This is a genomic window from Lysobacter auxotrophicus, from assembly GCF_027924565.1.
GTDB classification, from domain to species: Bacteria; Pseudomonadota; Gammaproteobacteria; order Xanthomonadales; family Xanthomonadaceae; genus Lysobacter_J; species Lysobacter_J auxotrophicus.
In genome coordinates, this window is sequence record NZ_AP027041.1 from 3,863,054 (window position 1) to 3,885,323 (window position 22,270).

Annotated in this window: 20 protein-coding genes; 10 read left to right on the plus strand and 10 right to left on the minus strand. The window is 67.5% G+C overall.

The annotated features are described in order from the left end of the window. The first annotated feature begins 40 nt into the window (after positions 1–40). Together LA521A_RS17645 and LA521A_RS17650 are read left to right on the plus strand one after the other, a co-directional pair. Complete coding sequence (locus LA521A_RS17645) at positions 41–943, plus strand: nuclease-related domain-containing protein (protein ID WP_281780143.1); 903 nt, start codon at positions 41–43, stop codon at positions 941–943. 73 nt (positions 944–1,016) lie between these two features. Beyond that, positions 1,017–1,901 (plus strand): protein NO VEIN domain-containing protein, encoded by an 885-nt coding sequence (locus LA521A_RS17650; RefSeq protein WP_281780144.1) that lies wholly within the window; start codon positions 1,017–1,019, stop codon positions 1,899–1,901. Here the strand turns inward: LA521A_RS17650 and LA521A_RS17655 are convergent. The 3 genes from LA521A_RS17655 to LA521A_RS17665 all read right to left on the minus strand — a co-directional run bounded on the left by LA521A_RS17655 (position 1,883) and on the right by LA521A_RS17665 (position 6,372). Beyond that, a complete protein-coding gene (locus LA521A_RS17655; protein ID WP_281780145.1) occupies positions 1,883–2,698 on the minus strand; it encodes a type I restriction enzyme HsdR N-terminal domain-containing protein in 816 nt (271 codons plus the stop codon). The two genes, LA521A_RS17650 and LA521A_RS17655, sit on opposite strands and share 19 nt — an antisense overlap. A gap of 160 nt (positions 2,699–2,858) precedes the next feature. Next, entirely contained in the window at positions 2,859–5,558 is a 2,700-nt protein-coding gene (gene aceE / locus LA521A_RS17660) for a pyruvate dehydrogenase (acetyl-transferring), homodimeric type (RefSeq protein WP_281780146.1), read from the minus strand. 475 nt (positions 5,559–6,033) lie between these two features. Beyond that, on the minus strand, positions 6,034–6,372 hold the full coding sequence (locus LA521A_RS17665) for a hypothetical protein (protein ID WP_281780147.1): 339 nt from the start codon (positions 6,370–6,372) through the stop codon (positions 6,034–6,036). Between the two features lie 112 nt (positions 6,373–6,484). Here LA521A_RS17665 and LA521A_RS17670 point away from each other — a divergent pair, with 112 nt between their 5' ends. The 3 genes from LA521A_RS17670 to LA521A_RS17680 all read left to right on the plus strand — a co-directional run bounded on the left by LA521A_RS17670 (position 6,485) and on the right by LA521A_RS17680 (position 9,511). After that, positions 6,485–8,569, plus strand: a complete 2,085-nt coding sequence (locus LA521A_RS17670; RefSeq protein ID WP_281780148.1) for a TonB-dependent receptor family protein — start codon at positions 6,485–6,487, stop codon at positions 8,567–8,569. Between the two features lie 71 nt (positions 8,570–8,640). Beyond that, the gene (locus LA521A_RS17675; RefSeq protein WP_281780149.1) at positions 8,641–9,135 is read left to right on the plus strand and encodes a hypothetical protein; all 495 of its coding nucleotides are present in this window, start codon (positions 8,641–8,643) and stop codon (positions 9,133–9,135) included. Between the two features lie 88 nt (positions 9,136–9,223). Then, a complete protein-coding gene (locus LA521A_RS17680; protein ID WP_281780150.1) occupies positions 9,224–9,511 on the plus strand; it encodes a hypothetical protein in 288 nt (95 codons plus the stop codon). A gap of 155 nt (positions 9,512–9,666) precedes the next feature. Here LA521A_RS17680 and LA521A_RS17685 read toward each other — a convergent pair whose 3' ends face one another. The 3 genes from LA521A_RS17685 to rsgA form a co-directional block, all read right to left on the minus strand. Beyond that, on the minus strand, positions 9,667–11,970 hold the full coding sequence (locus LA521A_RS17685; protein WP_281780151.1) for an NADP-dependent malic enzyme: 2,304 nt from the start codon (positions 11,968–11,970) through the stop codon (positions 9,667–9,669). A 125-nt stretch (positions 11,971–12,095) separates the two neighbouring features. Continuing rightward, the gene (locus LA521A_RS17690; protein ID WP_281780152.1) at positions 12,096–13,358 is read right to left on the minus strand and encodes a flavohemoglobin expression-modulating QEGLA motif protein; all 1,263 of its coding nucleotides are present in this window, start codon (positions 13,356–13,358) and stop codon (positions 12,096–12,098) included. Between the two features lie 13 nt (positions 13,359–13,371). Further along, positions 13,372–14,514 (minus strand): ribosome small subunit-dependent GTPase A, encoded by a 1,143-nt coding sequence (rsgA, locus tag LA521A_RS17695; RefSeq protein ID WP_281780153.1) that lies wholly within the window; start codon positions 14,512–14,514, stop codon positions 13,372–13,374. A 217-nt stretch (positions 14,515–14,731) separates the two neighbouring features. Between rsgA and LA521A_RS17700 the strand changes: the two genes are divergently transcribed. The 3 genes from LA521A_RS17700 to LA521A_RS17710 are packed head-to-tail and all read left to right on the plus strand — an operon-like array spanning position 14,732 to position 17,317. After that, on the plus strand, positions 14,732–15,982 hold the full coding sequence (locus LA521A_RS17700) for an aminotransferase class I/II-fold pyridoxal phosphate-dependent enzyme (RefSeq protein WP_281780154.1): 1,251 nt from the start codon (positions 14,732–14,734) through the stop codon (positions 15,980–15,982). Next, entirely contained in the window at positions 15,982–16,611 is a 630-nt protein-coding gene (locus tag LA521A_RS17705) for an SGNH/GDSL hydrolase family protein (RefSeq protein ID WP_281780155.1), read from the plus strand. The genes LA521A_RS17700 and LA521A_RS17705 overlap by 1 nt, the downstream gene beginning before the upstream one ends. A 10-nt stretch (positions 16,612–16,621) precedes the next feature. After that, a complete protein-coding gene (locus tag LA521A_RS17710) occupies positions 16,622–17,317 on the plus strand; it encodes a class I SAM-dependent methyltransferase (protein WP_281780156.1) in 696 nt (231 codons plus the stop codon). A gap of 65 nt (positions 17,318–17,382) precedes the next feature. On the opposite strand, the gene LA521A_RS17715 is transcribed toward LA521A_RS17710, so the two are convergent. Beyond that, on the minus strand, positions 17,383–18,201 hold the full coding sequence (locus LA521A_RS17715; RefSeq protein WP_281780157.1) for a polysaccharide deacetylase family protein: 819 nt from the start codon (positions 18,199–18,201) through the stop codon (positions 17,383–17,385). 356 nt (positions 18,202–18,557) lie between these two features. On the opposite strand from LA521A_RS17715, the gene grxD reads away from it, so the two are divergent. Further along, positions 18,558–19,484: a Grx4 family monothiol glutaredoxin gene (gene grxD / locus LA521A_RS17720; RefSeq protein WP_281780158.1), complete on the plus strand. Its 927-nt coding sequence runs from the start codon at positions 18,558–18,560 to the stop codon at positions 19,482–19,484. Between the two features lie 192 nt (positions 19,485–19,676). Here grxD and LA521A_RS17725 read toward each other — a convergent pair whose 3' ends face one another. After that, positions 19,677–20,222, minus strand: coding sequence for a DUF924 family protein (locus tag LA521A_RS17725; RefSeq protein ID WP_281780159.1), 546 nt, complete (start codon positions 20,220–20,222; stop codon positions 19,677–19,679). Positions 20,223–20,256: 34 nt separating this feature from the next. Then, positions 20,257–20,823 (minus strand): lysozyme inhibitor LprI family protein, encoded by a 567-nt coding sequence (locus LA521A_RS17730; protein ID WP_281780160.1) that lies wholly within the window; start codon positions 20,821–20,823, stop codon positions 20,257–20,259. A 273-nt stretch (positions 20,824–21,096) separates the two neighbouring features. Between LA521A_RS17730 and LA521A_RS17735 the strand changes: the two genes are divergently transcribed. Then, the gene (locus LA521A_RS17735) at positions 21,097–21,384 is read left to right on the plus strand and encodes a hypothetical protein (RefSeq protein WP_281780161.1); all 288 of its coding nucleotides are present in this window, start codon (positions 21,097–21,099) and stop codon (positions 21,382–21,384) included. 80 nt (positions 21,385–21,464) lie between these two features. Here the strand turns inward: LA521A_RS17735 and LA521A_RS17740 are convergent, their stop codons facing one another. Continuing rightward, positions 21,465–22,241, minus strand: a complete 777-nt coding sequence (locus LA521A_RS17740) for an AMP nucleosidase (protein ID WP_281780162.1) — start codon at positions 22,239–22,241, stop codon at positions 21,465–21,467. Positions 22,242–22,270 lie beyond the last annotated feature (29 nt).

Below are 22,270 nucleotides of genomic sequence, written 5' to 3' on the forward strand. Positions count from 1 at the left end.
GCCTAACTGCCCGTGTTTGACTTATGGATGAGGAGTGGCAATGGCGCTAATGACTGTTCTCTTGGTCGCGAGCTCGGCCGCGGTGCCGGTTGCGCTCGCGATTGGTATCTCGTGGTTGTCTCGCCGGGTGCAGGATCGAGATGGGCGCAGATCCCCCATTGAGGGTCGCACCATTCACGGTGCTGCCGAGCAGCTACGCAAGCGGGTTGAGGAGCATGGCGACGAGCTCATGGTCAGCCTTGGCGTCCTGCTCTTCGTCGGGCCCTACTTTCTGGCGATTTGGGCACTCCAACGCATCAACTTGGCGCAGATCAAGGTCAGCTTCGGTGACTACATCCTGCTGGCCGCCGCGAGCTTGATGGCCGCGCTTCTGATCTCCCGCGTTCTGCACCACGGCAGGAGGCGCCGCATTGCCAATGCGGGCTTGAAGGCCGAGCTGTATACCGCCCAGGAGCTGAACCGACTGATGGCCTTGGGTTGCACGGTCCTACACGACATTCCCTGCGAACAGTTCAACATCGACCACGTCGTGATTGGGCAGCGCGGTGTCTATGCAATCGAGACCAAGTCGGTAAGAAAGCCCGCCCCAACGGGGGGCAAGGATCACTTCAAAGTCAGCTACGACGGACAGCGATTGCACTTCCCCGGTTTTAGCGACGACAAGCGTCTGCAACAGACCAGGCGACAAGCGGAATGGCTGGCCAGCTATCTTGAGGGCGCGGTTGGGCGCAAGGTGCCGGTGCTCCCGGCGCTTGCACTTCCTGGCTGGTGGATCGACTCGACGGGCAGTCGGGCGGCCTCAGACGTCCGGGTGTTCAATCCAGCAGGGCGAGGCGCGGAGTTCATGGCGGACAGGAGGGGAGCTTCCGTTGACGCCTCAACTGCTGCGCTTGTCAGGCAGGCGCTGGTGATGAGGTACGCGGCGAGCGCTGATCGGAAGTGAAGCCGCTTCGGATCGCCTAACCAACTGAGAGTTCCGTGCCCTATCCTGGGCGACCTGACGAAAGGGGACTCTCATGGACCTTGAACAAGGTGAAACGGGCGAACCGTGGACTCGGCGAGAAGTAGAGGCGACTGTCACGGCCTACTTCCAGATGCTGCGCATGCAGGAGCTTGGTCAGCGGCTTAACAAAGCCGAGCACAACCGCCGGCTGCTTGAGAAGCTGCCCGCTCGTAACCTTAAGGCAATTGAGTACAAGCATCGCAACATTAGCGCCGTGATGAACCTCTACGGCGCCCAGATGCTGAGCGGATACAGGCCCGCTACCAACTTCCAACAGTTGCTGGTGGACGTCGTCGGTCAGACCTTGGCGCAGGATCGGGCGTTCGATGAGGCTGCGATCCGCAGCGTCGAGACGCCGGCCGAGGTCCCAGTTCTGGGTAGCTTCGAAGACTTCCTGGTGGAAGCGCCGAAGGTCAAAGAGCGCGTTCAAGAACAACGCGCGGAGTGGATACGCCGCGCACCCGTGAAGCGCGACTACCTGGAGCGGGAATCGCGCAACCGTTCACTTGGCTTGGCCGGCGAGCTTCTCGTCATGGAGTACGAAGCGCGGCGGCTTCATGAAGAAGGTGCCAAGCGTTTCGCCGATCGGATCGAACACGTCTCGCAAGTGCGCGGCGACGGCACCGGCTACGACATCCTGTCCTTCGACGCTGACGGGCGCGAGCGCTTCATCGAAGTCAAGACAACCGCCTACATGGCGGAGACGCCGTTCTTTGTCACGCCGAACGAGGTGGACTTCTCCAGCGAGCAGTTCCGTCAGTTCCATCTGTATCGCCTCTTCGCGTTTCGGAAGAGGCCGCGGATGTTTGTGTTGACTGGACCTGTGGCGGCGAACTGCCATCTGGAGGCGAATGGCTTCCGCGCCACAGTGATGGGGATTCAGCCACCCTCCATCTGAGCGTCCACTTCGACGGCAGCGTCTTCCTTTGCCTTACGCGGCTTTGGCATTGTCGTCCGCAGAGCGATGTTGGCGGCTCTGGCGATCTTTTTTCGAGCCTCATCTGCCTTGTCGCCTTCAAGCACATCACGCTTGATTACTTCACTTATCAGAACATCCTTGATCTGCGCCGTGTCGATGCGCACGTCGGGTGAAACGCGTCGCAACTCGCGCCGAATAACATCGAGGACCGTATCGGTTTGCAGAAGCGCACCCAGAAAGAAGCGGGAAAGCGCCTGTCGCTGAGTGTGATATTCGCCAAGCATGGACCGTTGCCAGCCCTCCTTGCACCACAGATAGAGAAGCTCGACATCACCTGCAGCGCGTGGGTTCAGAGCACAAAAGTCAATCTCAAGAACCAGCTCCTGATCAATCGGCTTTGCAAAGATCAAGTGGTAGACGCGCCAAGTGATGCCGTTGGTGAGCAGGACCCAATCCACACCTTGGTTAGCCGCGTAGTCGATGGCCTGTTTGACGTGCGTATCTTTGAGGTCGAGGCCGATCGCCTTCACCTCAATCAGTGTTTGGAGCTGCCCGTCGATCTTGATAGCGAGGTCACAGAACGTGCTGCGTATTGAGTGCTCGGACGTGACGTCCGAGTACTTGTCGTAGCCGAACACGTCGGCAAGCATGTCCTTGATGATGGTGACGGTGTCTGCTTCGCCTACGTCGCGAGCACGAGCGGCAGCGAGGATAGGCTGATAGCGCTTGAGACCGGCGACCAGACGCTCAGCGACTTTCTTGGGTACAGCGGCCATGAGTTCACATCCCTGGAAAAGGCTCGGGGCGAACATACAAGATTGAGTAGCGATCACGTTGACCGCTCGGCGGCTACTCGGAGCGAAAAAAAGGCGGCCATTCGGCCGCCTTTTCTCTTGACCTACCCCGTCTAACTAGAGGCAGAAATTCCTTATTGCATCAAACCCCAATCGGGTTCGGCTTCTCGCTATCAATCTTGTACTGCTTGATAGCCCGAGCCACGTCCTTCGCGGTCATCTTCCCTTCCGCCGCCAGCGCGGCAATCGCCGCGTGGGCGATGTGGAAGCGGTCCACTTCGAAGTGGCGGCGCAGGTTTTCGCGGGTGTCGCTGCGGCCGAAGCCGTCGGTGCCCAGCACGGTGTACTTCGTGGGCACGAACTCGCGGATCTGGTTGGCGAAGGTGCGCACGTAGTCGGTGGCGGCGATCGCCGGGCCCTGGCGGCCTTCCAGCAACTGGGTGACGTACGGCTTGCGCTGTTCGCCTTCCGGATTGAGGCGGTTCCAGCGCACGGCGTCTTCGCCGTCGCGCGCCAGTTCGGTGAAGCTCGGGCAGGACCAGATGTCGGCGGTGACGCCGAAATCCTTGTCCAGCAGTTCGGCCGCCGCGATGGCTTCGCGCAGGATGGTGCCGCTGCCCATGAGCTGCACGCGCAGCTCGCCCTTCTTCGCCTTGCCCGCGTCCTTGAGCAGGTACATGCCCTTGATGATGCCGTCGGCCGCGCCTTCGGGCATGTCCGGGTGGCTGTAGTTCTCGTTCATCAGGGTGAGGTAGTAGTACTCGTCCTGCTGCTCGGTGAGCATGCGCTGCATGCCGTGCTGCAGGATCACCGCCACTTCGAAACCGAACGTTGGATCGTAGCTGCGGCAGTTCGGGATGGCGCTGGCCAGCAGGTGGCTGTGGCCGTCTTCGTGCTGCAGGCCTTCACCGTTCAACGTGGTGCGGCCGGCGGTGGCGCCCAGCAGGAAGCCGCGCGCGCGCATGTCCGCGGCCTGCCATGCGCTGTCGCCGATGCGCTGGAAGCCGAACATCGAGTAGTAGATGTAGAACGGCAGCATCGGCAGGTCGTTGGTGCTGTAGCTGGTGGCGGCGGCCATCCAGCTGGTGAACGCACCGGCCTCGGTGATGCCCTCTTCCAGCACCTGGCCCGCCGCGTCCTCGCGGTAGTACATCAACTGGTCGCGGTCGACCGGCTTGTACTTCTGGCCGTGCGGCGCGTAGATGCCGATCTGGCGGAACAGGCCTTCCATGCCGAAGGTGCGCGCCTCGTCGGCGACGATCGGCACGCAGCGCGGGCCTACCTGCTTGTCGCGCAGGATGATGTTGAGCGACTGCACGAACGACATCGTGGTGCTGATCTCGCGATCGCCGGTGCTCTTGAGCAGGCGGTCGAAGGCTTCCAGCTTCGGCACTTCCAGCGTCTGGCTGCTCTTGCGGCGACGCTGCGGCAGGTAGCCGCCCAGCGCCTTGCGGCGCTCGTGCATGTATTCGATTTCCGGCGACTTCTCGCCCGGGTTGAAGAACGGCACCTTGCCATCGGCCAGCTGCGCGTCGGTCACCGGGATGTTGAAGCGGTCGCGGAAGATGCGGACGGCTTCGTCGTCGAGCTTCTTGGTCTGGTGCGTGGGGTTGAGCGATTCGCCCGCCGCGCCCATGCCGTAACCCTTCACCGTCTTGGCGAGGATCACCGTCGGCATGCCCTTGGTGTTCACCGCTTCGTGGTATGCGGCGTAGACCTTGTGCGGGTCGTGGCCGCCGCGGTTGAGGCGCCAGATGTCGTCGTCGGACAGGTTCGCCACCAGCTGCGCGGTTTCGGCGTACTTGCCGAAGAAGTTCTCGCGCGTGTACTTGCCGCCGAACGCCTTGCAGTTCTGGTATTCGCCGTCGACGGTTTCCATCATCAGCTGGCGCAGCTTGCCGCTGGTGTCGCGCGCCAGGAGCGGATCCCAGTAGCTGCCCCAGATGGTCTTGATGACGTTCCAGCCGGCGCCGCGGAACTGGCCTTCCAGTTCCTGGATGATCTTGCCGTTGCCGCGCACCGGGCCGTCCAGGCGCTGCAGGTTGCAATTGATGACGAAGACCAGGTTGTCCAGGCCTTCGCGACCGGCCACCGAGATGGCGCCGAGCGATTCGGGTTCGTCCGTCTCGCCGTCGCCGAGGAACGCCCACACCTTGCGGTCGGTCTTGGGCAGCAGGCCGCGGCCTTCCAGGTACTTCCAGTTGCGCGCCTGGTAGATGGCGGCGAGCGGACCCAGGCCCATCGACACCGTCGGCACCTGCCAGTAATCGGGCATCAGCCACGGGTGCGGGTACGACGAGATGCCGCGGCCGTCGACTTCCATGCGGAAGTTGTCGAGCTGGGACTCGCTGATGCGGCCTTCGAGGAACGAACGGGCGTAGATGCCCGGCGAGCTGTGGCCCTGCACGCCGATGACGTCGCCCGGATGGTCGCCGTCCGGACCGCGCCAGAAGTGGTTGAAGCCCACGTCATAGAGCGTGGCGGCCGACGCGAACGACGCGATGTGGCCGCCGAGTTCGCCCGGCTTGCGGTTCGCGCGCACGACCATCGCCAGCGCGTTCCAGCGGATGATGGAGCGGATGCGCCATTCCATCGCGTGGTCGCCCGGGCTCTTGGCCTCCAGGTGCGCGGGAATGGTGTTGATGTATTCGGTGGTGGGCTGGAACGGCAGGTGCGCGCCGGCGCGGCGCGTGACCTCGACCATGCCTTCGAGCAGCTGGTGGGCGCGTTCGGCGCCATCGCGCGCGATGACGGCCTGGACGGACTCGATCCACTCGCGGGTTTCGGTCGGGTCCGGGTCGTTCTGGATCAGGTCGGTGATGACAGCGTGGAGAGACGTCATGCGTATCGCGGCCCCTATTGGCCGCGCCTCGTGTGGGGACGGGTTAGAGCATCGATTCTAACAGCCGGACCCGGCTCGCCGGACCCCGCTTCTGGCCCGCTGCGTTGCGACGAAAGGCGAATGGCGGCGCGGGGTTGCGTACGGGGGCGGATGGGTGGGCGGGCCGGTTTGGGCGCCTGTCCAGGGCGTTGGTGCACGACGATGCGGCACTTCCTTCGGGGCTGCGCCATCAGCCCCTCTCCCACTGGGAGAGGGTTGGGGCGAGGGTCGGGGCGTGCGACTACGCCCGCGTTCGCGATGCTCGGCTGTTGTAGCCCGGGTAAGCGAAGCGCACCCGGGGAACCTCCGCCGAGGCGACCTGAAACCCGGGTGCGCTCCGCTTACCCGGGCTACAACAGCATCGCGAGTGTCTGGGCTACGGGCCTGGGTCCCGGCTTTCGCCGGGATGACGGTTGAAGGTCGGGGTGGTTCGCGCTTACCGCACCGGCGGAATCGCCGCGCCCAGTACCTGCCGCTGGAAGTCGGCCATCTCCGCACGCGTCACGCGGCCGTCGTGGTCCGCGTCCATGTGCTCGAACAGCGCCCGCGCCCCGGCGGCGTGTTCGGCGGCGGTGACCACGCCGTCGCCGTCCAGGTCCATCGGCATGGGGTCGTCGATGATCGGCGCGGGCGGCGCGACCGGCACGGCCGGCGGCGTTGCCGGATCGGGCGAAACCGCGGCGGCCGGCGGCGTCGGAGAGCTCGTTTGCGCGGAGATGACGATGGGCACGGCCACAATGGCCATAACGAGCAACGCGCGGATTGCGACCTTCATGACCCCACCCCAGCAGGAAGAACGTGTGTGTGCGTGTTCCGGCCGACACCCTAACGGTGCGGCCGTGTGCGGAATTTCACGGCGCGCGCGGCGGGGACCGGCCGCAGCGCCCATGGCGCTGGGCCTGGCGATCGCGGCCGCGCTGTTCCACTCCCCTGCCCCGGCGCAGTCGCGCGAGGCCACCACGCTGGACACCGTCGAAGTGCTCGGCACGCGGCATGCGTTGTCGGACTTCCCCGGTTCGATCAGCGTCATCGAAGGCGACACGCTGCGCGCGGGCCAGCGGCAGGTGTCGCTGGCCGAATCGCTGGTGCGCGCGCCGGGCATCACCGTGCTCGATCGCCAGAACTACGCGCAGGACCTGCAGGTGCAGAGCCGCGGCTTCGGCGCGCGATCGACCTTCGGCATCCGCGGGATCAAGCTCATCGTCGACGGTATTCCGTCGTCGGCGCTGGACGGACAAGGCCAGGCCGCGAGCTTCCCGCTGAGCGCGCTCGACCGCATCCAGGTGCTGCGCGGCCCGCTCGCACTGCAATACGGCAACGCCGCCGGCGGCGCGATCGTCGGCGAAACCGCGTTCGACGGGCCGCCGGCGGAAATCGAGGGCTGGGTCGGCTCGAATGCCAGCGCGCGCGTGGCGGCGGGCTTCGAAGGCGCGAGTCCCGACGAGGCATGGCGCTGGCGTGCGCTCGGCAGCTGGTTCACGACCGACGGCGACCGACCGCACAGCGCGGCCGAACGCGCGCAGCTCGACGGCGTCGCGCAATACGCGCCGAACGACCACGCACGGCTCCGCATCGTCGCCGGCGCGCTGAGCCAGCCTTACACGGACGATCCGCTGGGCCTCACGCGCGAACAATGGGAGCGCGATCCGCACGGCACCGATCCCGTCGCCGAGCAGTTCGACACGCGCAAGAAGATCGACAACACGCAGCTCGGCGCGCGTTGGGAAGACGCCTATGCGCAAGGTCGCGAATACTGGATCGGCGCCTACGGCGTCACGCGCGACGTCGTGCAGTTCCTCGCGATTCCGCCCGTCGCGCAGCGCGCGCCGAGCAGTGCCGGTGGCGTGATCGACCTGGGGCGCCGTTCGACGGGGATCGATGCGGGGCATCGCTGGGATTTCGCGCGCGGCGCGTTGACGGTGGGCGCGGAAGCGGGCTGGCTGGACGAAGAACGCCGCGGCTACGAGAACTTCGTCGGCGATGAACTCGGCGTGCGCGGCCGCCTGCGACGCGACGAGGACAACCGCATCCGCAGCACCGAAGCATTCGTGCTCGGCGAGCTGCGCCCGGCGCAGGACTGGACCGTGCTCGGCGCGGTGCGTCGCGCGAAGCTGCGCTTCGAGTCGGACGATCACTACATCGCGCCCGGCAACGGGGACGACAGCGGCTCGCTGGATTACGGCGAAACGGCGGCGGCGCTGGGCGTGTCGCGCGCGTTCGGCAATGGCGAGGTGTTCGCCAGTATCGGCCACGGGTTCGAAACGCCGACGGTGACGGAACTCGCGTATCGACCCGATGGCAGCGCCGGCTTCAACACCGACCTCGAACCAGCGCAGTTCGATACCGGCGAGATCGGCGCGCGGTGGCGGTTTTCCGCTGGGAAAGCCAGCGTGTCGGCGTATCGCATCGACGGCGAGGACGAGATCGTGCCGGCCGACAATCGCGGCGGCCGCGCGAGTTTCGCCAACGCCGGAAGCACGCGTCGCGAAGGCGTCGAGGCCGGTTTCGAAGGCCGTTTCCATCCGCAATGGTCGTACGCGCTCACGGCGAACTGGCTGCGGGCGCGCTTCACCGAACGCTTCTCGTACACCGTGCTCACCAGCGGCGTGGAGCGCGTGCAGGTCGTCGAAGCGGGCAACCGCATTCCCGGCATTCCGCGCGCGGACGGCTACGCCGAACTCGCCTGGAACACGCGCGACAACCGCACCGTCGCCGCCATCGAAATGCGCGCGAGCGACGGCGTGCCTACGGACGATCGCAATACCGACGCGTCGAACGGCTACGCGACGTTCGCGCTGCGCATGCAATGGCGCGCGGCGAACAGCGGCTGGTACGGCTTCGCGCGCGTGGACAACGTGTTCGATCGCGACTACGTCGGCTCGGTCATCGTGAACGAGGGCAACGCACGCTATTTCGAACCGGCGCCGGGCCGCGGCTTCACGTTGGGCTTCGGCTGGAAGGCGGGCGGCTGACCGGCCTCGCGCGGCGACAACGCCCCGCGCGCTAGCCTGCGCGCGGAGCGTTCGTTGGCCGGGAGGCACCCATGCGCGACCTGCTTGCGGCATGCTGCATCGCGCTGGCGGTGGCGGCGTGCCACACGGCGCCTTCGGCAGGGCCTTCGGACGCGACGCCGGCCGTCGTGACGGACGAGCGCCCCGCCGCGCCCGTCACCGTGACGCGCGGAGAGTTCACGCTGCCTGCCGACAAGCTCGACGTGTGGAACGCGGTCGGGCAGATCGTCGTGAATGCGCGCGGCGTGGAATACCTCGGGCGCGCGCAGATGCTGGATTTGTATTCGCTGCGCTATCGGGGCGTGGAGTTCCTGGTGCTTACCAAGGCGATGACCGCGGCCGAAACCGGCAACCGCACGCGAACGCGCGTCACCGCGACGACGATGGCGGGAAAGCCCATCGACGAAGACGCGACGGCGGAGGTGCTCGGCATGCTCCAGCGCGCGTTGCCGGCGGAAGTCGAGCGCGTGCGCAGGCTGCAGGCGGCGCCGGCGAAGAAAAAGCCCGCCAAACGCGGCAAGCCTTGAGACGTCCTACGACGCGTGCACGTCGCAACGACTGCCGGCTCACGTTCGACCTTCTAGCCTGATCGCGTCTTCCATCGAGGAACGCGCCATGAAGCAGCTCACCGACAAGCACAAGGGCGACACGCGCAGCGGCGTCGGCCGCCAGCCGGAACGCGATGAACTCGGCCGTCGGCCGACCGAACTGGAGGAAGCCTCGTCGGAGGAAGAAGGCCTGACACGCGTGGAAGGCGTGCCCAACGGCGGCATGAATCCGGAAGTCGGCGAGCTCGACGCGGACGCGGAAGCCGAGCGCGACCCGGATGCGCAGGACGATCAGGACGACGGCGGCGACAACTCGCTGCCGGGGAAGATGGGCGGTGGGTTGATGGGGGCGTAAGGCCCCACGCCGTTGTAGCTCGGGTAAGCGAAGCGCACCCGGGTTCCACCCCACCTCAGTGCAGGCTCCCGGGTGCGCTTCGCTTACCCGGGCTACACAAGCTGCGCCGGGATGACGTCGATTTGCGTTCGCCGCCGTTGACCGGCGGCGAAGCCTCAGATCCCCGACGAAGACAGCGACGCGCGGATCTGCGCGTCCACTGCCGCGATCGCCGTCATGTTCACCACGCGGCGCGGCGTCGAGGCCGGGGTCAGGATGTGCGCCGGCTTGTCCAGGCCCATCAGGATCGGCCCGATCGCCACGCCTTCGGTCATCACGCGCACCATGTTGTAGGTGATGTTCGCCGCGTCGAGGTTCGGCATCACGAACAGGTTCGCGCGGCCCTTCAGCAGCGTGTTCGGGAAGATGCGGTGGCGCAGCTCCTCGTCCCACGCGGTGTCGGCCTGCATCTCGCCGTCGACTTCCAGCTTGGGAATGCGCTGCTTGATCAGCTGGAACACCTTGCGCATCTTCTGCGCCGACGGGTTGTCGTGGCTGCCGTAATTGCTGTGCGACAGCAGCGCGACCTTCGGCTCGATGCCGAACAGCTTCAGGCGGAAGGAGGCCTGCAGCGTCGCCTCGGCAATCTGTTCGGCGGTCGGATCGCACTGCACGTGCGTGTCGAGGAAGAACCACACGCCCTGGTCGTTGATGACGCCGGTCATCGCCGACGTGCCGGTCACGCCGCGATCGAAATCGAACACGCTGCGCAGGTAGCCGAGCTTCTTGTGGAAGCGGCCGATCAGCCCGCAGATCATCGCGTCGGCTTCGCCACGTTCGACCATCAGCGCCGCGATCAGTGTCGGGCGCGAGCGCAGCAGGTTCTTCGCCGCCGCCGGCGACACGCCGCGACGTTCGGTCAGCGCGTGGTACTGCTGCCAGTAGTCGTTGAAGCGCGGGTCGTCGTTGATGTTGGTCAGTTCGAAATCGACGCCCGCGCGCATGCGCAGACCCAGGCGCTTGATGCGCGTGTCGATGACGTCCGGGCGGCCGATGAGGATCGGCCACGCGAGCTTCTCGTCGATGACGGTCTGCACCGCGCGCAGCACGGTTTCCTCTTCGCCTTCGGCGTAGACCACGCGCTTGAGGTCGCTGCGCGCGCGGTCGTACACGGGCTTCATCACCAGTCCCGTGCGGTAGATGAAGGTGCCGAGCTTCTCCTCGTACGCGCGCATGTCCTCGATGGGACGCGCGGCGACGCCCGACTCCATCGCGGCGCGCGCGACGGCGGGGGCGAGCTTCACCAGCAGGCGCGGATCGAACGGACGCGGGATCAGGTACTCGGCGCCGAATTCCGGCGCTTCACCGCCGTACGCCGCGCCAAGATCGGCCGATTCCTCGCGCGCCAGCTGCGCGATCGCGCGCACGCAGGCGAGCTTCATCGCCTCGTTGATCACGGTGGCGCCCACGTCCAGCGCGCCGCGGAAGATGTACGGGAAGCACAGCGCGTTGTTGACCTGGTTCGGGTAGTCCGAACGGCCGGTCGCGATGATGCAGTCCGGGCGCACGGCCTTCGCGTCTTCCGGAAGGATTTCCGGATACGGATTGGCGAGCGCGAGGATGATCGGCCGCGCGGCCATCGTCGCGACCATCTCCGGCTTGAGGATGCCGCCGGCGGACAGCCCGAGGAAAACGTCGGCGCCGTCGACGATTTCCGCCAGCGTGCGCGCGTCGGTGTGGCTGGCGTAACGCGCCTTGTCGGGATCGAGGTGTTCGCGGCCCGCATGGATCACGCCGTCGCGGTCGAACGCGATGATGTTTTCCTTCTTCAGGCCCAGCGCCACCAGCATGTCCAGGCACGCGATGCCTGCCGCGCCCGCGCCGGTGGTGGCGAGCTTCACGTCCTGGATCTTCTTGCCGACCACTTCCAGCGCGTTCAGCACCGCGGCGCCGACGATGATCGCCGTGCCGTGCTGGTCGTCGTGGAACACCGGGATCTTCATCCGCTCGCGCAGCTTGCGCTCGACGATGAAGCACTCCGGCGCCTTGATGTCTTCCAGGTTGATGCCGCCGAAGGTCGGCTCCAGCGAGGCGATGATATCGACCAGCTTGTCCGGGTCGCGCTCGTCGATCTCGATGTCGAACACGTCGATGCCGGCGAACTTCTGGAACAGCACGCCCTTGCCTTCCATCACCGGCTTGCCGGCGAGCGGGCCGATGTCGCCCAGGCCCAGCACCGCCGTGCCGTTGCTGATCACCGCCACCAGGTTGCCGCGCGCGGTGAGTTCGCTGGCGCGGTTGGGGTCTTCGACGATCGCCTCGCAGGCGAAGGCCACGCCGGGCGAATACGCCAGCGCGAGGTCGCGCTGGGTCACCATCGGCTTGGTCGCGGTGACCTTGATCTTCCCGGGCGGGCTGAGGCGGTGGTAGTCGAGCGCGGCTTGCTTGAGCTCGTTGGCGGACGGCGACTGTTCGGACATCAGGGCGGAAACCACGGGCGGGCCGGTGATTCTAGCCGCTTAACGCGGACGCCGAAGACGGCACGGTATGGCGGAAACGCGGCGTGGTGCCCGGATTGCGCCGCGCGAGGGCCGCGAAGGCGGCCTCAAAGGTCCGGCACGTGGCCGTCGGCGACGATCTTGTCCAGCCGGATCCGGTTGGCGAACAGCGAGAACGCGAGCATCCCGGCCAGGCCATTGGCGCGCGCCACCCACTGCGGCAGCCAGCGCGCAGGCTTCAACACGCCAGCGGCGAACAGCGGCTCGAAGCGCTGCACGTCGGCCAGCGTCATCTTGCCGGCGAACAGCCAGCGGCAAAGCTGCAGCTTGCGTTCGCGCAGCGCCCAGCGAAAGAACGTGTGCACGCCGAGCAGGCCGCGCAGGTAGACGATGTCCTTGGTGAACGCGGTGCCGCCGGTGGTCGGCACGCCGCGGAACACGCGCTGCGCCGAGGCGAAGCTGTCTTCCGGCTTCTGGCCGGAATCGAGGAAATAGCGGAACACCTCAACGAAATCCGCGCCGTTCAGCGCCATCGCCACCGCTTCGATGCGCAGGCTGATGCGCTTCATGCGGCCAATGTCGATGCTGCCGGTGATCTGCTCGGCGAACGTCGCCAGGCCTTCCTGCGTGGCCGTGATGCGCGGCGAGGACAGCGCGAGGCTCGGCAACACCGGCTGCTGGCGGCCGTTGAGCGCGGTGAGCGAATGCACGAACGCCTCGTGCTGCAGCAGCTGGTGGCGGTCGTAATCGCTGAAGGCGGCGCCGAACCGCAACCGGATGCGCGTGGCGCCGGCGGCAGCCTTGGCGATGAGGTCGGGGTCGAGCACGACGTCGATCACGCGGCCGTCGAAGTAGTCGTCCAGTTCACGCTGCAGCTGCAATTGCAGCGCCGTGGCGGAAATCGTGACGTGTTCGGCCGGCGCCATCAGCTCGTGGTCGAGTTCGTCGGCGATGGAAATGAAATGCCGCGCGGCGTCGCGCGTGGTTGGGCCGTCGCCGGGCAGGCATTCGTCGGGGCGGCCGAACAGCTGGATCGAGCGGTCGCCGACGGTCGTCGTGCCGAGGTTCTCGCACAGCGCGGCGGCGATCGACCAGCTGCGCGCGGAATCGATCAGGTAGACGCCGAGCGGGTGGGACGGGTCGGCGGCCCGGGCGATCGCGTCGAGTTCCGCGCGCGCCAGGCCGAAGTCGAGCTTCGGATACTCCGGCTGCGGTAGCTTGACGATGCCGCGGGCGTAATCGGCGAGGAAATGCACCTCCTGCCCGGCCGGCCAGCTCACCAGCGCGAGCAGGCGGATGTCCTTCACGGCCTCGACCATGCGCGCATCGAGCGCGGCGTGATGGGCGATGTCGGCGGGCCAGGTGTCCATCGCAGGTCAGGCGCTAGTGCCGGCCATACTTTTCGTCCAGCCGCTTGTTCAGCGCCTTGCCCTGCACTTTCTCGTCGGCCTTCTGCGCGCGACGGTTCGCCAGCTTATTTGCCGCGCCGGCCACTTCGTCGCTGAGCTTGAGGTAGTTGGCGAAGCGCTGCGGATCGAGCTTTCCGGCTTCGATCGCCGCGCGAACGGCGCAGCCGGGCTCCTTGGCGTGCTTGCAGTCGCGGAAGCGGCACTGCTCGGCCAGCGCCTCGATGTCGCTGAAATTCTCCGCGACGTCTTCCTCGCCGGTGGGCTTGAGCTCGCGCATGCCGGGCGTGTCGATCAGGCAGGCGCCGGACGGCAGCGGGATCAGCGCGCGATGGGTCGTGGTGTGGCGGCCGCGCGAATCGTGTTCGCGCACCTCGCCGGTCTTCATCTTCTCGATGCCCAGCAGCGTGTTGGTCAGCGTGGATTTGCCCGCGCCGGAGCTGCCAATCAGCACCGCGGTGCGGCCGGGGCCCAACCATGGGTTGAGCGTGGCGACGCTGGCCGGATCCTTCGCGTTCACCGCCCGCACGGCCACGCCCTGCGCGGCGAGTTCGACGAGCGTGGCCATGGCCTCGTCCGCGTCGGCGGCGTCGGCCTGGTCGGCCTTGGTCAGCACGACGACCGGCTCCACGCCGCCGCCGCGAACCAGCAACAGGTAGCGCTCGATGCGGCGCGGGTTGAAATCGGCGTCCAGCCCGCAGACGACGAACACCGTGTCCACGTTCGCCGCGATCAGCTGCTGCTGGTAGTGCTCGCCGGCCGCGCCGCGCTTGATCGTGCTCCGGCGCGGCAGCAACGCGATGGCCTTCTTGCCCTCGATCAGCAGCCAGTCGCCCACGCCGGGACGCTGGTCGATGGTGACGGTGCCCTTGCGATAGCCCGGGGGCCGCTGCCATTCGGGCAGGGATTCCACCGGGAAACCGGTGTCGGGGCCGTCGGCGACGATGTAGCCGCTGCGATGCTGCTCGATCACGCGCGCCGGCCGGGCCTGCGGATGCGCGGCCATGAGCTCGCGCCACGAGGTCAGGGGCCCTTCGGCGGCGTCGGACGCGCTCCCCGGCGCCGGCGCGTCCGCGGACAGCGGCCAGCCGATCGCCTGGAGGGCGTCGAAGGCGGGCATCAAGGACAGCGGAAGGTCGGGGCCATGGGCCGGGATTCTAGTGCGGCGCGCTGCCGGTTGGGTGCGCGGACGCCCCGCGGCGTGAAGCGCGTTGGAGGTTTCGAAGGAGATCGCCGCCGCAGCGATCGTTTTGGATGCCTCGATTCGTCGGCCATTCCCCTGTCACGGGGCGCGGATTCGGCTAGTCTGGCCCTCCGACCCCCCATTTCCCGCAGCAATGTCCCTGCCCCCCGTGAAGACCCGCGAGCGCCTGTCCGAAGTCCGTTACGAGATCCGCGGCGAACTGGCACGGCGAGCCCGCGAGCTGGAGGGCCAGGGCCGCAAGCTGATCAAGCTCAACATCGGCAATCCGGGCGCGTTCGGTTTCCGCGCGCCGGAGCATCTGCAGCGCGCGATCGCAGACCGCATCGCCGACACCGACCCGTACACGCACCAGCAGGGCCTGCCGCAGGCGCGCGAGGCCATCGCGGCATTCCACAAGCAGCGCGGCACGCCGAACGCCAGCCCCGAACGCGTGTTCGTCGGCAACGGCGTGAGCGAGCTGATCGACCTGTCGCTGCGCGCACTGCTCAACCCGGGCGACGAAGTCCTGCTGCCCTCGCCCGACTACCCGCTGTGGTCGGCCGCGACGATCCTCAACGACGGCCGCCCGGTGTATTACCGCTGCCTGCCGGAGAACGGCTTCCTGCCCGATCCGGAGGAAATCGCGTCGCTGGTGTCCAGCCGGACGCGGGCAATCGTGCTGATCAACCCGAACAACCCGACCGGCGCGGCGTATCCGCGCGAGCTGCTGGAGCAGATCGTCGCCATCGCGCAGCGCCACAAGCTGCTGCTGATGTGCGACGAGATCTACGACTCGATCCTCTACGGCGATGCCGCGTTCACGCCGATCGCGCCGCTCGCCGGCGACCTGCCGTGCCTGTCGTTCGGCGGGCTGAGCAAGGTGCATCGCGCGTGCGGCTGGCGGGTGGGCTGGGCGGTGCTGTCGGGCGATCCGGTCGCCAGCGGCAACCTGCACCACGCGATGGACCTGCTCGGCGCGCTGCGCCTGTGCGCCAACGTGCCGGGGCAGTTCGCGATCGAAGCCGCGCTGCACGGCGAGGACACCATCGCGCCGTTGTGTGCACCGGGCGGCCGGTTGTTCGAAGCGCGCCGCGCGGTGATGGAAAGCATCGCCGAAAGCCGGCACCTCCAGCTCGTCGCGCCGGCCGGCGCGCTGTACGCGTTCCCGGCGGTGACCGGCGCGGCGGCGCAGGGCTTCGACGACCACCGTTTCGCGCTGGAACTGCTGGAAACGCAGGACGTCCTCGTCGTGCCGGGTTCGAGCTTCAACGTGCCGTACCGCAACCACTTCCGCGTGACGCTGCTGCCGCAGCCGGACGATCTGCGCGAAGTGTTCCGCCGCATCGAATGCCTGCTCGACCGCTACGCGCAGGCCGACGCGGACGCGCAGGCGGCGGTGGCCTGATGGCGAACGCGCCCGCGACCGCGCTGTCGTTCCTGGCACTGGGCGACAGCTACACCATCGGCGAAGGCGTAGCCGAAAGCGGCCGCTGGCCGGTGCAGCTGGCCGCGAAACTGCGCGAGGAAGGCATCGCGCTGGCCGATCCGCGCATCATCGCCACCACCGGCTGGACGACGGACGAGCTCGCATGGGGCATCGACGGCGCCGAACCGCTGGGCGAATGGGATTTCGTCACGCTGCTGATCGGCGTGAACAACCAGTACCGCGGGCGCAGCGCCACCGACTATCGCGGCGAGTTCGAAACGCTGCTGCAGCGCGCGATGCGTTGCGCGCGCGGCCGCGCCGATCGCGTGCTGGTGCTGTCGATTCCCGATTGGGGCATCACGCCGTTCGTGAAGACGACGCAGGCGACGCCGGAACAGGTCGCCACGGAACTGGACGCCTACAACGCCGCCGCGCAGGTCGTGTGCGAGGCGCACGGCGTCGCGTTCGTCGACATCACGCCGGTGTCGCGCGAGCGCGGCGCGGAGCCGGAGATGCTGGCCGAGGACGGCCTGCATCCGTCGGCCGCGATGTACACGCTGTGGACCGCGCTGGCGCTGCCGGTCGCGCGATCGCTGCTGCAACGCTGAAGGAGCCGACGTGACCGCCGACGGCCTCGCTTTCCGCCCGCTTCCGCCGCAGCGCGCGGACGACATCGCGCGCGCGTTCCTGCCGCGCTGGTACATCCGCTACGACTACTACTACGCGCGCACCAAGCTGGGTACCGACCCGCTGTATCCCGGCGTGTGCGACGTCCTGCGCGGTACGCGCGCGCCGCTGCTGGACATCGGCTGCGGCCTGGGATTGCTCGCGCACGCGCTGCGCGCCGACGGTCAGGCGATGCCGTACCGCGGCGTCGACAACGACGTGAGCAAGGTCGAACGCGGACGCCGTGCGGCGCAGCGTTGCGGGCTCCAGGTCGTGGAATTCGGCACGGCCGACCTGGGCGCGCAGCTGCCGGCGCACCGCGGCAGCGTCGCGCTGCTGGACGTGATGCAGTTCGTGCCCGAAGACGCGCAGATGCGCGCGGTCGATGCATGCATCGGCATGCTCGAACCCGGCGCCAAGCTGGTGATCCGCACGGGACTCGCCGACGGCAGCCATCGTGCGCAGGTCACGCGCGCGGTGGACGTGTTCGCGAAAGTCGTCGGCTGGATGAACGCCGCGCCGATCCATTACCCCGATGCGGACATGTTGCGCGCGCGTTTCGACGCCGCGGGGCTGCGTTCGGAATTCGTGTCGCTGCGCGGCAACACACCGTTCAACAACTTCCGGATCGTGGCGTCGAAGGATTGAGTCTTCCGCCGTCGTGATCGTGGCCTTTGCAGCCCGGGCCAGCGAAGCGCAACGATCGGCGCGACTTACCCCGGCTGGGCTTCGCTTACCCGGGCGACGGACGCGGCCTCCAGCTCCTCCGGCAGCACGGTGCCGAACCCCAGCGCCTTCAACCGCACCAGCAGCGTCGCCAGCGTTTCGACGTTGCGCCCGTGCGCGGCGCCTTCGTGCAGCAATACGATCGCGCCGGGTGTGAGATCGCGTTCGATGCGCGCGACGACACCGGCCGGATCGCGAAGCACCGCGTCGTAACCGCGCGCCGACCACGCCACGCGCGCCAGCCCGTGGCGTTTCAGCGACGCGGCCACGAACGGATTCGACATCCCCACCACCGCGCGGAACCAGCGCGGGCGCGTGCCGGTGAGGAAGGTCAGCGCGGCCTGCGCCTGCTCGATCTGCGCCCGCATCGCCCGCGGCGGCAGCGCCCAGAACCACGCCTGCGGGTGCGTGTGGCTGTGCTGGCCGATGCCGTGACCGCGACGGACGATCTCGGCGACGAGTTCGGGGCGCGCCTGCGCGCGTTCGCCGACGAGGAAGAACGTGGCCTTCGCGTCGTGTTCGTCGAGCAGGTCGAGCACGGCGCGCGTGTCGTCGGAGGGGCCATCGTCGATGGTGAGCCAGACGACGCGCTCGTTCGTCGGCAGGCGGCTCAACACCGGGCTGAGCAGGCGCGACCCCGGGCGCAGCGTGGCCCAGACGAGACTGCCATGGGTGACCAGCAGCGCCGGAAGGCCGGCCTTCCATCCCCAGAACCACCAGATCGCGACGACCGCGAGTTGCGAGGCGGCGAACAGCCAGGCCCATGCGTGCGGGTGGCGGGGCGACTGGTGGAGGGGCGTCGGCATGAGGGGATGGTACGCAAAGACGAATTCGCCGCGACGGCAAGGGGTCGGGCATTCAAGCCCCTCTCCCTGCGGGAGAGGGGTTGGGTGAGGGGCAACGAAGCGCGAGCGGCGACCAATCATTGCGTTACAGGCAGGGGTGTTGCTTGGATCCAGCGCGAACGTCATCGCTTCGAAGACCAGAATGGATTCCAGCGTTCGCTGGAATGACGAGCATGAGTGGTTCGCCAGCCCCGGAGTGCCCGGAAGCTGCAGGCCTGGGTCCCGGCTTTCGCCGGGATGACGGCGAAAGGCGATGCCGCCTTGCCAAACCCCGCCCCCGCCCCCACATGCACCCCATTCCCACCCGGTAGCCCGCCATGTCGCTCGACCCCGCGCTGCGTTCGCGCATCGAAACCCTGCTGCAGTCCAACCGCGTCGTCCTGTTCATGAAGGGCGCGCCCGATGCGCCGCAATGCGGGTTCTCGGCCAAGGCCGTCGGTGTGCTCAATTCCCTGCTGCCCGAGGGCTACGCGCACGTTAACGTGCTCGCCGACGCCGACATCCGCGAAGGCATCAAGCAGTACGGCAACTGGCCGACGATCCCGCAGCTCTACATCGACGGCGAACTCGTCGGCGGCAGCGACATCGTCGAGCAGATGGCCGGCAGCGGCGAACTGCACAGCGCGCTCGGCCTGCCGCCGCCGGACCGCCGTCCGCCGGAGTTCACCATCACGCCCGAGGCGCTGGACATGCTGCGCAGCGCGATCGACAACGCCGGCGGCGGTTATGCCGTGCAGATCGACATCGACGCGCGCTACAACGTGCGCCTGCAGCTGGCGCCGATCGACGCCAACGCCGTGGCCATCGAGATCGAAGGCGTGCGCCTGCAGACCGACGCGTTGCAGGTGCGCCGCGCCGACGGCATCAGCATCGACTGGGTCGACGACGAACGCGGCCGCGGCCTGGCCGTGAGCCACCCGCTCGCCGCGCCGCCGGTGAAGACGCTGTCCCCGCACGAGGCCGACGCCCGCGTGCGCGCCGGCGCGCTGCGCCTGGTCGACGTGCGTCCGGCCGACGAACGCGCCCTCGCCGCCGCGCCCGTCGCGTTCGACACGCTCGACCACGGCATCGAAGCCCTGCAGGCGCTGCCGAAGGACACGCCGCTCGCGTTCCTGTGCCACCACGGCGGTCGCAGCCAGCAGGCGGCGGACCACTTCCGCGGCCTGGGTTTCCGCGAGGTCTACAACGTCGTCGGCGGCATCGACGCGTGGGCGGATTTCGATTCGGGCATCCCGAAGTACTGATGCCGCCGGCTGGATGCGGCGGCGCGCTCGCCTCGCCGCATCCACGCCACGGTTCATCGCGCACCACCGCAAACGTGCACGGGCGGCGCTTAGGCTGACGTCATCGGCCCTACGCCGGCACGTTTCCCGAACGCCGTAGCCGCTCCCCGGACCCGTGCGTCCACGGCTACGGCGTTTTTCTTTTCCGATGATTCAGAAGCCGCCGCCCGCGTCGAGGTAGGCCTGCTCCTCCGGCGTCGACTCGCGCCCGAGCATCGCATTGCGATGCGGGAACCGGCCGAAGCGCGCGATGACGTCGCGATGCTTGTGGGCGTACTCCAGATACCCGCGCCCCGTATCGCCCTGCAGCGTGGAGGCGAGCGCGATCGAGCGCTCCTGGTCCTCCATCGATTCGGAATGCTCGAACGGCATGTAGAAGAACGGCCGCAGCGACGGCTCGACCTTCAGGTCGTCGCCGCGATCGATCGCGCGGGCCGCGTAATGCCGCGCGAGCGGGTCGGTCGCGAACGCATGCCCGGTGCCGCGGAAGGCGTTGCGCGGAATCTGGTCGAGCAGGATGCACAACGCGAGCGCACCGTCGGCGGTGTCCATCCAATGGTCGAGTTCGCGCCGCGCGGCGGCGAAATGCGCATCGACGAAATCGCCGCAGCGCGCGTCGAACGCGTCGTCGCGCGCGAACCAGCGCTCGTAGCCGGCCTGGTGCCAGAAGGTGAGGAGCTCGTGCGCAGTGGTGGTCATCGTGCGTCCCGGGTGTGGGTTGTCGTTGCGTGCATCAAAGCGATTCGTCGCCCAGCTGGGTTTCCAGCTCGTTGCTCCACAGCTGCGTGATGCTCTCCAGCGTAACGGCGTGGATCAGCGGGCGGATCGCGCCGCCGGCATAGGACTGCGAAACGAAGCGCGCATACCGGTCGCGGAACTGCAGCCAGCTGCGATGCGCATCGTCGAAGACCGCAAGCGTTTCCTCGTCGAGCTGGCGTCGCAGGTGCGCGACGACGGTCGTCAGCCGCGCATCGGCACGACGGAATTCCTCCAGCGCCTGCTGGTTCATGTCGTTCTGCGTGACGGCCGCATCGTCGCTCTGTCGCGCGACTTCCTCGGCCTTGGTGAAGTAGTTGTCGGCGATGCGCGCCGCCGTTTCGGCCTTGCCGATCAGGCGATGTTCCAGGCGACGCAGGTCGTCGAGGTTGGTGTTGGATTCGTCGAGCCCCTGCTTGAGGTCGAGCAGCTTCTGGTTGCGTTCGATCGCCTCCACCGCGCTGCGTCGTTCGACGCGGCGCTGGAGGAAATAGAACCCCCAGGTCAGGACGGCGCCGAGCGCCAGGTAAATCAGCTTTTCCATGTCGGAACCCTCCCCGGGCATGCTCCTTGATTCACGGAAGACAGTGTGCCTGCGGGAGGTCGCAGGCACTGCGACCTGGGGCCCGTGCCGCCACGGTCCCGCCCCGTTTTCCGGCGCTGGACGCGCTCCACGGGATCATCACGCGATCTGCACAAGACTGAACCGGCGGCCTTCGTGCCGGCCCTACGGAGGCTCGGCTACGCTCGCGCCGACCAACCCGTCCCTGGTCGACACCCTCCGTATCCCCGCTCCACCTCCCACGAGGGAACTCCCATGAAACAGCTGCTCCTCGCCGCCATGTCGCTGGCAGGCCTGTTCGCTCCCGGCTTTGCCTTCGCGCAATACGACTGCTTCCTCGTCTGCACGCCAGCGCGCGTGTACTGCCAGCCATCGGGCGTCCCGATGCCGCCGCTGGCGAAACTCTGCGGCGTCACTCCCTTGAAGCTGTCGCTCGATACCACCGACGCGACCGACGCGCAGTCGCCGCCGCCGGCGTGCGCCGCGCAACAGGTGTTCGACGAAGATACGCAGACCTACGAATGGCAGATGGTCTGCGACTGAAATACCCGTGACATGCCGTACGAATGCGAAGGCCGGCGATTGCCGGCCTTCGTTCGTTGCGAGGCATGACGCGTGCTGCATCATTCGTCGAAGCGCAGGTGCCGCACCGACTTGCCGTTGCGACGGATGAGCTTGAGCGCCTCGATGCCGACGTTGATGTGGTTGTCGACGTAATCGGCGCTGACGCGCGCGTCCGACGCTTCGGTCTTCACGCCTTCGGGGATCATCGGCTGGTCCGACACCAGCAGCAGCGCGCCGCACGGAATGCGGTTGGCGAAGCCGGCGGCGAAGATCGTCGCGGTTTCCATGTCGATGGCCATGCAGCGCATTGCGCGCAGGCGTTCCTTGAAGGCTTCGTCGTGTTCCCACACGCGACGGTTGGTCGTGTAGACGGTGCCGGTCCAGTAGTCGAGCGCGAGGTCGCGGATCATCGTCGACACCGCACGTTGCAGCGCGAACGCCGGCAGCGCCGGCACCTGCGGCGGCAGGTAGTCGTCGCTGGTGCCTTCGCCGCGGATCGCCGCGATCGGCAGGATGAGATCGCCCAGCTGGTTCTTGCGCTTGAGGCCGCCGCACTTGCCCAGGAACAGCACGGCCTTCGGCGAGACGGCGCTGAGCAGGTCCATGATGGTCGCCGCGTTCGGGCTGCCCATGCCGAAGTTGATCATCGTGATGCCGTCGTGCGTGCAGCTGGGCATCGGGCGGTCCAGGCCGACCACTGGCGCGCCGGTCATGCGCGAGAAGATGCTCACGTAGCCGCCGAAGTTGGTCAGCAGGATGTGTTCGCCGAACTGGTCCAGCGGCACGCCGGTGTAGCGCGGCAGCCAGTTGTCGACGATCTGTTCCTTGTCTTTCATCAGGGGTTTGCTCCTCTTGTAGTTGTGTG

Bases quoted from the DNA above. Each gene is read 5' to 3' on its own strand.
- LA521A_RS17645 (WP_281780143.1), top strand. From the start codon at position 41: ATGGCGCTAATGACTGTTCTCTTGGTCGCGAGCTCGGCCGCGGTGCCG.
- LA521A_RS17650 (WP_281780144.1), top strand. From the start codon at position 1,017: ATGGACCTTGAACAAGGTGAAACGGGCGAACCGTGGACTCGGCGAGAA.
- LA521A_RS17655 (WP_281780145.1), bottom strand. From the start codon at position 2,698: ATGGCCGCTGTACCCAAGAAAGTCGCTGAGCGTCTGGTCGCCGGTCTC.
- aceE (WP_281780146.1), bottom strand. From the start codon at position 5,558: ATGACGTCTCTCCACGCTGTCATCACCGACCTGATCCAGAACGACCCG.
- LA521A_RS17665 (WP_281780147.1), bottom strand. From the start codon at position 6,372: ATGAAGGTCGCAATCCGCGCGTTGCTCGTTATGGCCATTGTGGCCGTG.
- LA521A_RS17670 (WP_281780148.1), top strand. From the start codon at position 6,485: ATGGCGCTGGGCCTGGCGATCGCGGCCGCGCTGTTCCACTCCCCTGCC.
- LA521A_RS17675 (WP_281780149.1), top strand. From the start codon at position 8,641: ATGCGCGACCTGCTTGCGGCATGCTGCATCGCGCTGGCGGTGGCGGCG.
- LA521A_RS17680 (WP_281780150.1), top strand. From the start codon at position 9,224: ATGAAGCAGCTCACCGACAAGCACAAGGGCGACACGCGCAGCGGCGTC.
- LA521A_RS17685 (WP_281780151.1), bottom strand. From the start codon at position 11,970: ATGTCCGAACAGTCGCCGTCCGCCAACGAGCTCAAGCAAGCCGCGCTC.
- LA521A_RS17690 (WP_281780152.1), bottom strand. From the start codon at position 13,358: ATGGACACCTGGCCCGCCGACATCGCCCATCACGCCGCGCTCGATGCG.
- rsgA (WP_281780153.1), bottom strand. From the start codon at position 14,514: ATGCCCGCCTTCGACGCCCTCCAGGCGATCGGCTGGCCGCTGTCCGCG.
- LA521A_RS17700 (WP_281780154.1), top strand. From the start codon at position 14,732: ATGTCCCTGCCCCCCGTGAAGACCCGCGAGCGCCTGTCCGAAGTCCGT.
- LA521A_RS17705 (WP_281780155.1), top strand. From the start codon at position 15,982: ATGGCGAACGCGCCCGCGACCGCGCTGTCGTTCCTGGCACTGGGCGAC.
- LA521A_RS17715 (WP_281780157.1), bottom strand. From the start codon at position 18,201: ATGCCGACGCCCCTCCACCAGTCGCCCCGCCACCCGCACGCATGGGCC.
- grxD (WP_281780158.1), top strand. From the start codon at position 18,558: ATGTCGCTCGACCCCGCGCTGCGTTCGCGCATCGAAACCCTGCTGCAG.
- LA521A_RS17725 (WP_281780159.1), bottom strand. From the start codon at position 20,222: ATGACCACCACTGCGCACGAGCTCCTCACCTTCTGGCACCAGGCCGGC.
- LA521A_RS17730 (WP_281780160.1), bottom strand. From the start codon at position 20,823: ATGGAAAAGCTGATTTACCTGGCGCTCGGCGCCGTCCTGACCTGGGGG.
- LA521A_RS17735 (WP_281780161.1), top strand. From the start codon at position 21,097: ATGAAACAGCTGCTCCTCGCCGCCATGTCGCTGGCAGGCCTGTTCGCT.
- LA521A_RS17740 (WP_281780162.1), bottom strand. From the start codon at position 22,241: ATGAAAGACAAGGAACAGATCGTCGACAACTGGCTGCCGCGCTACACC.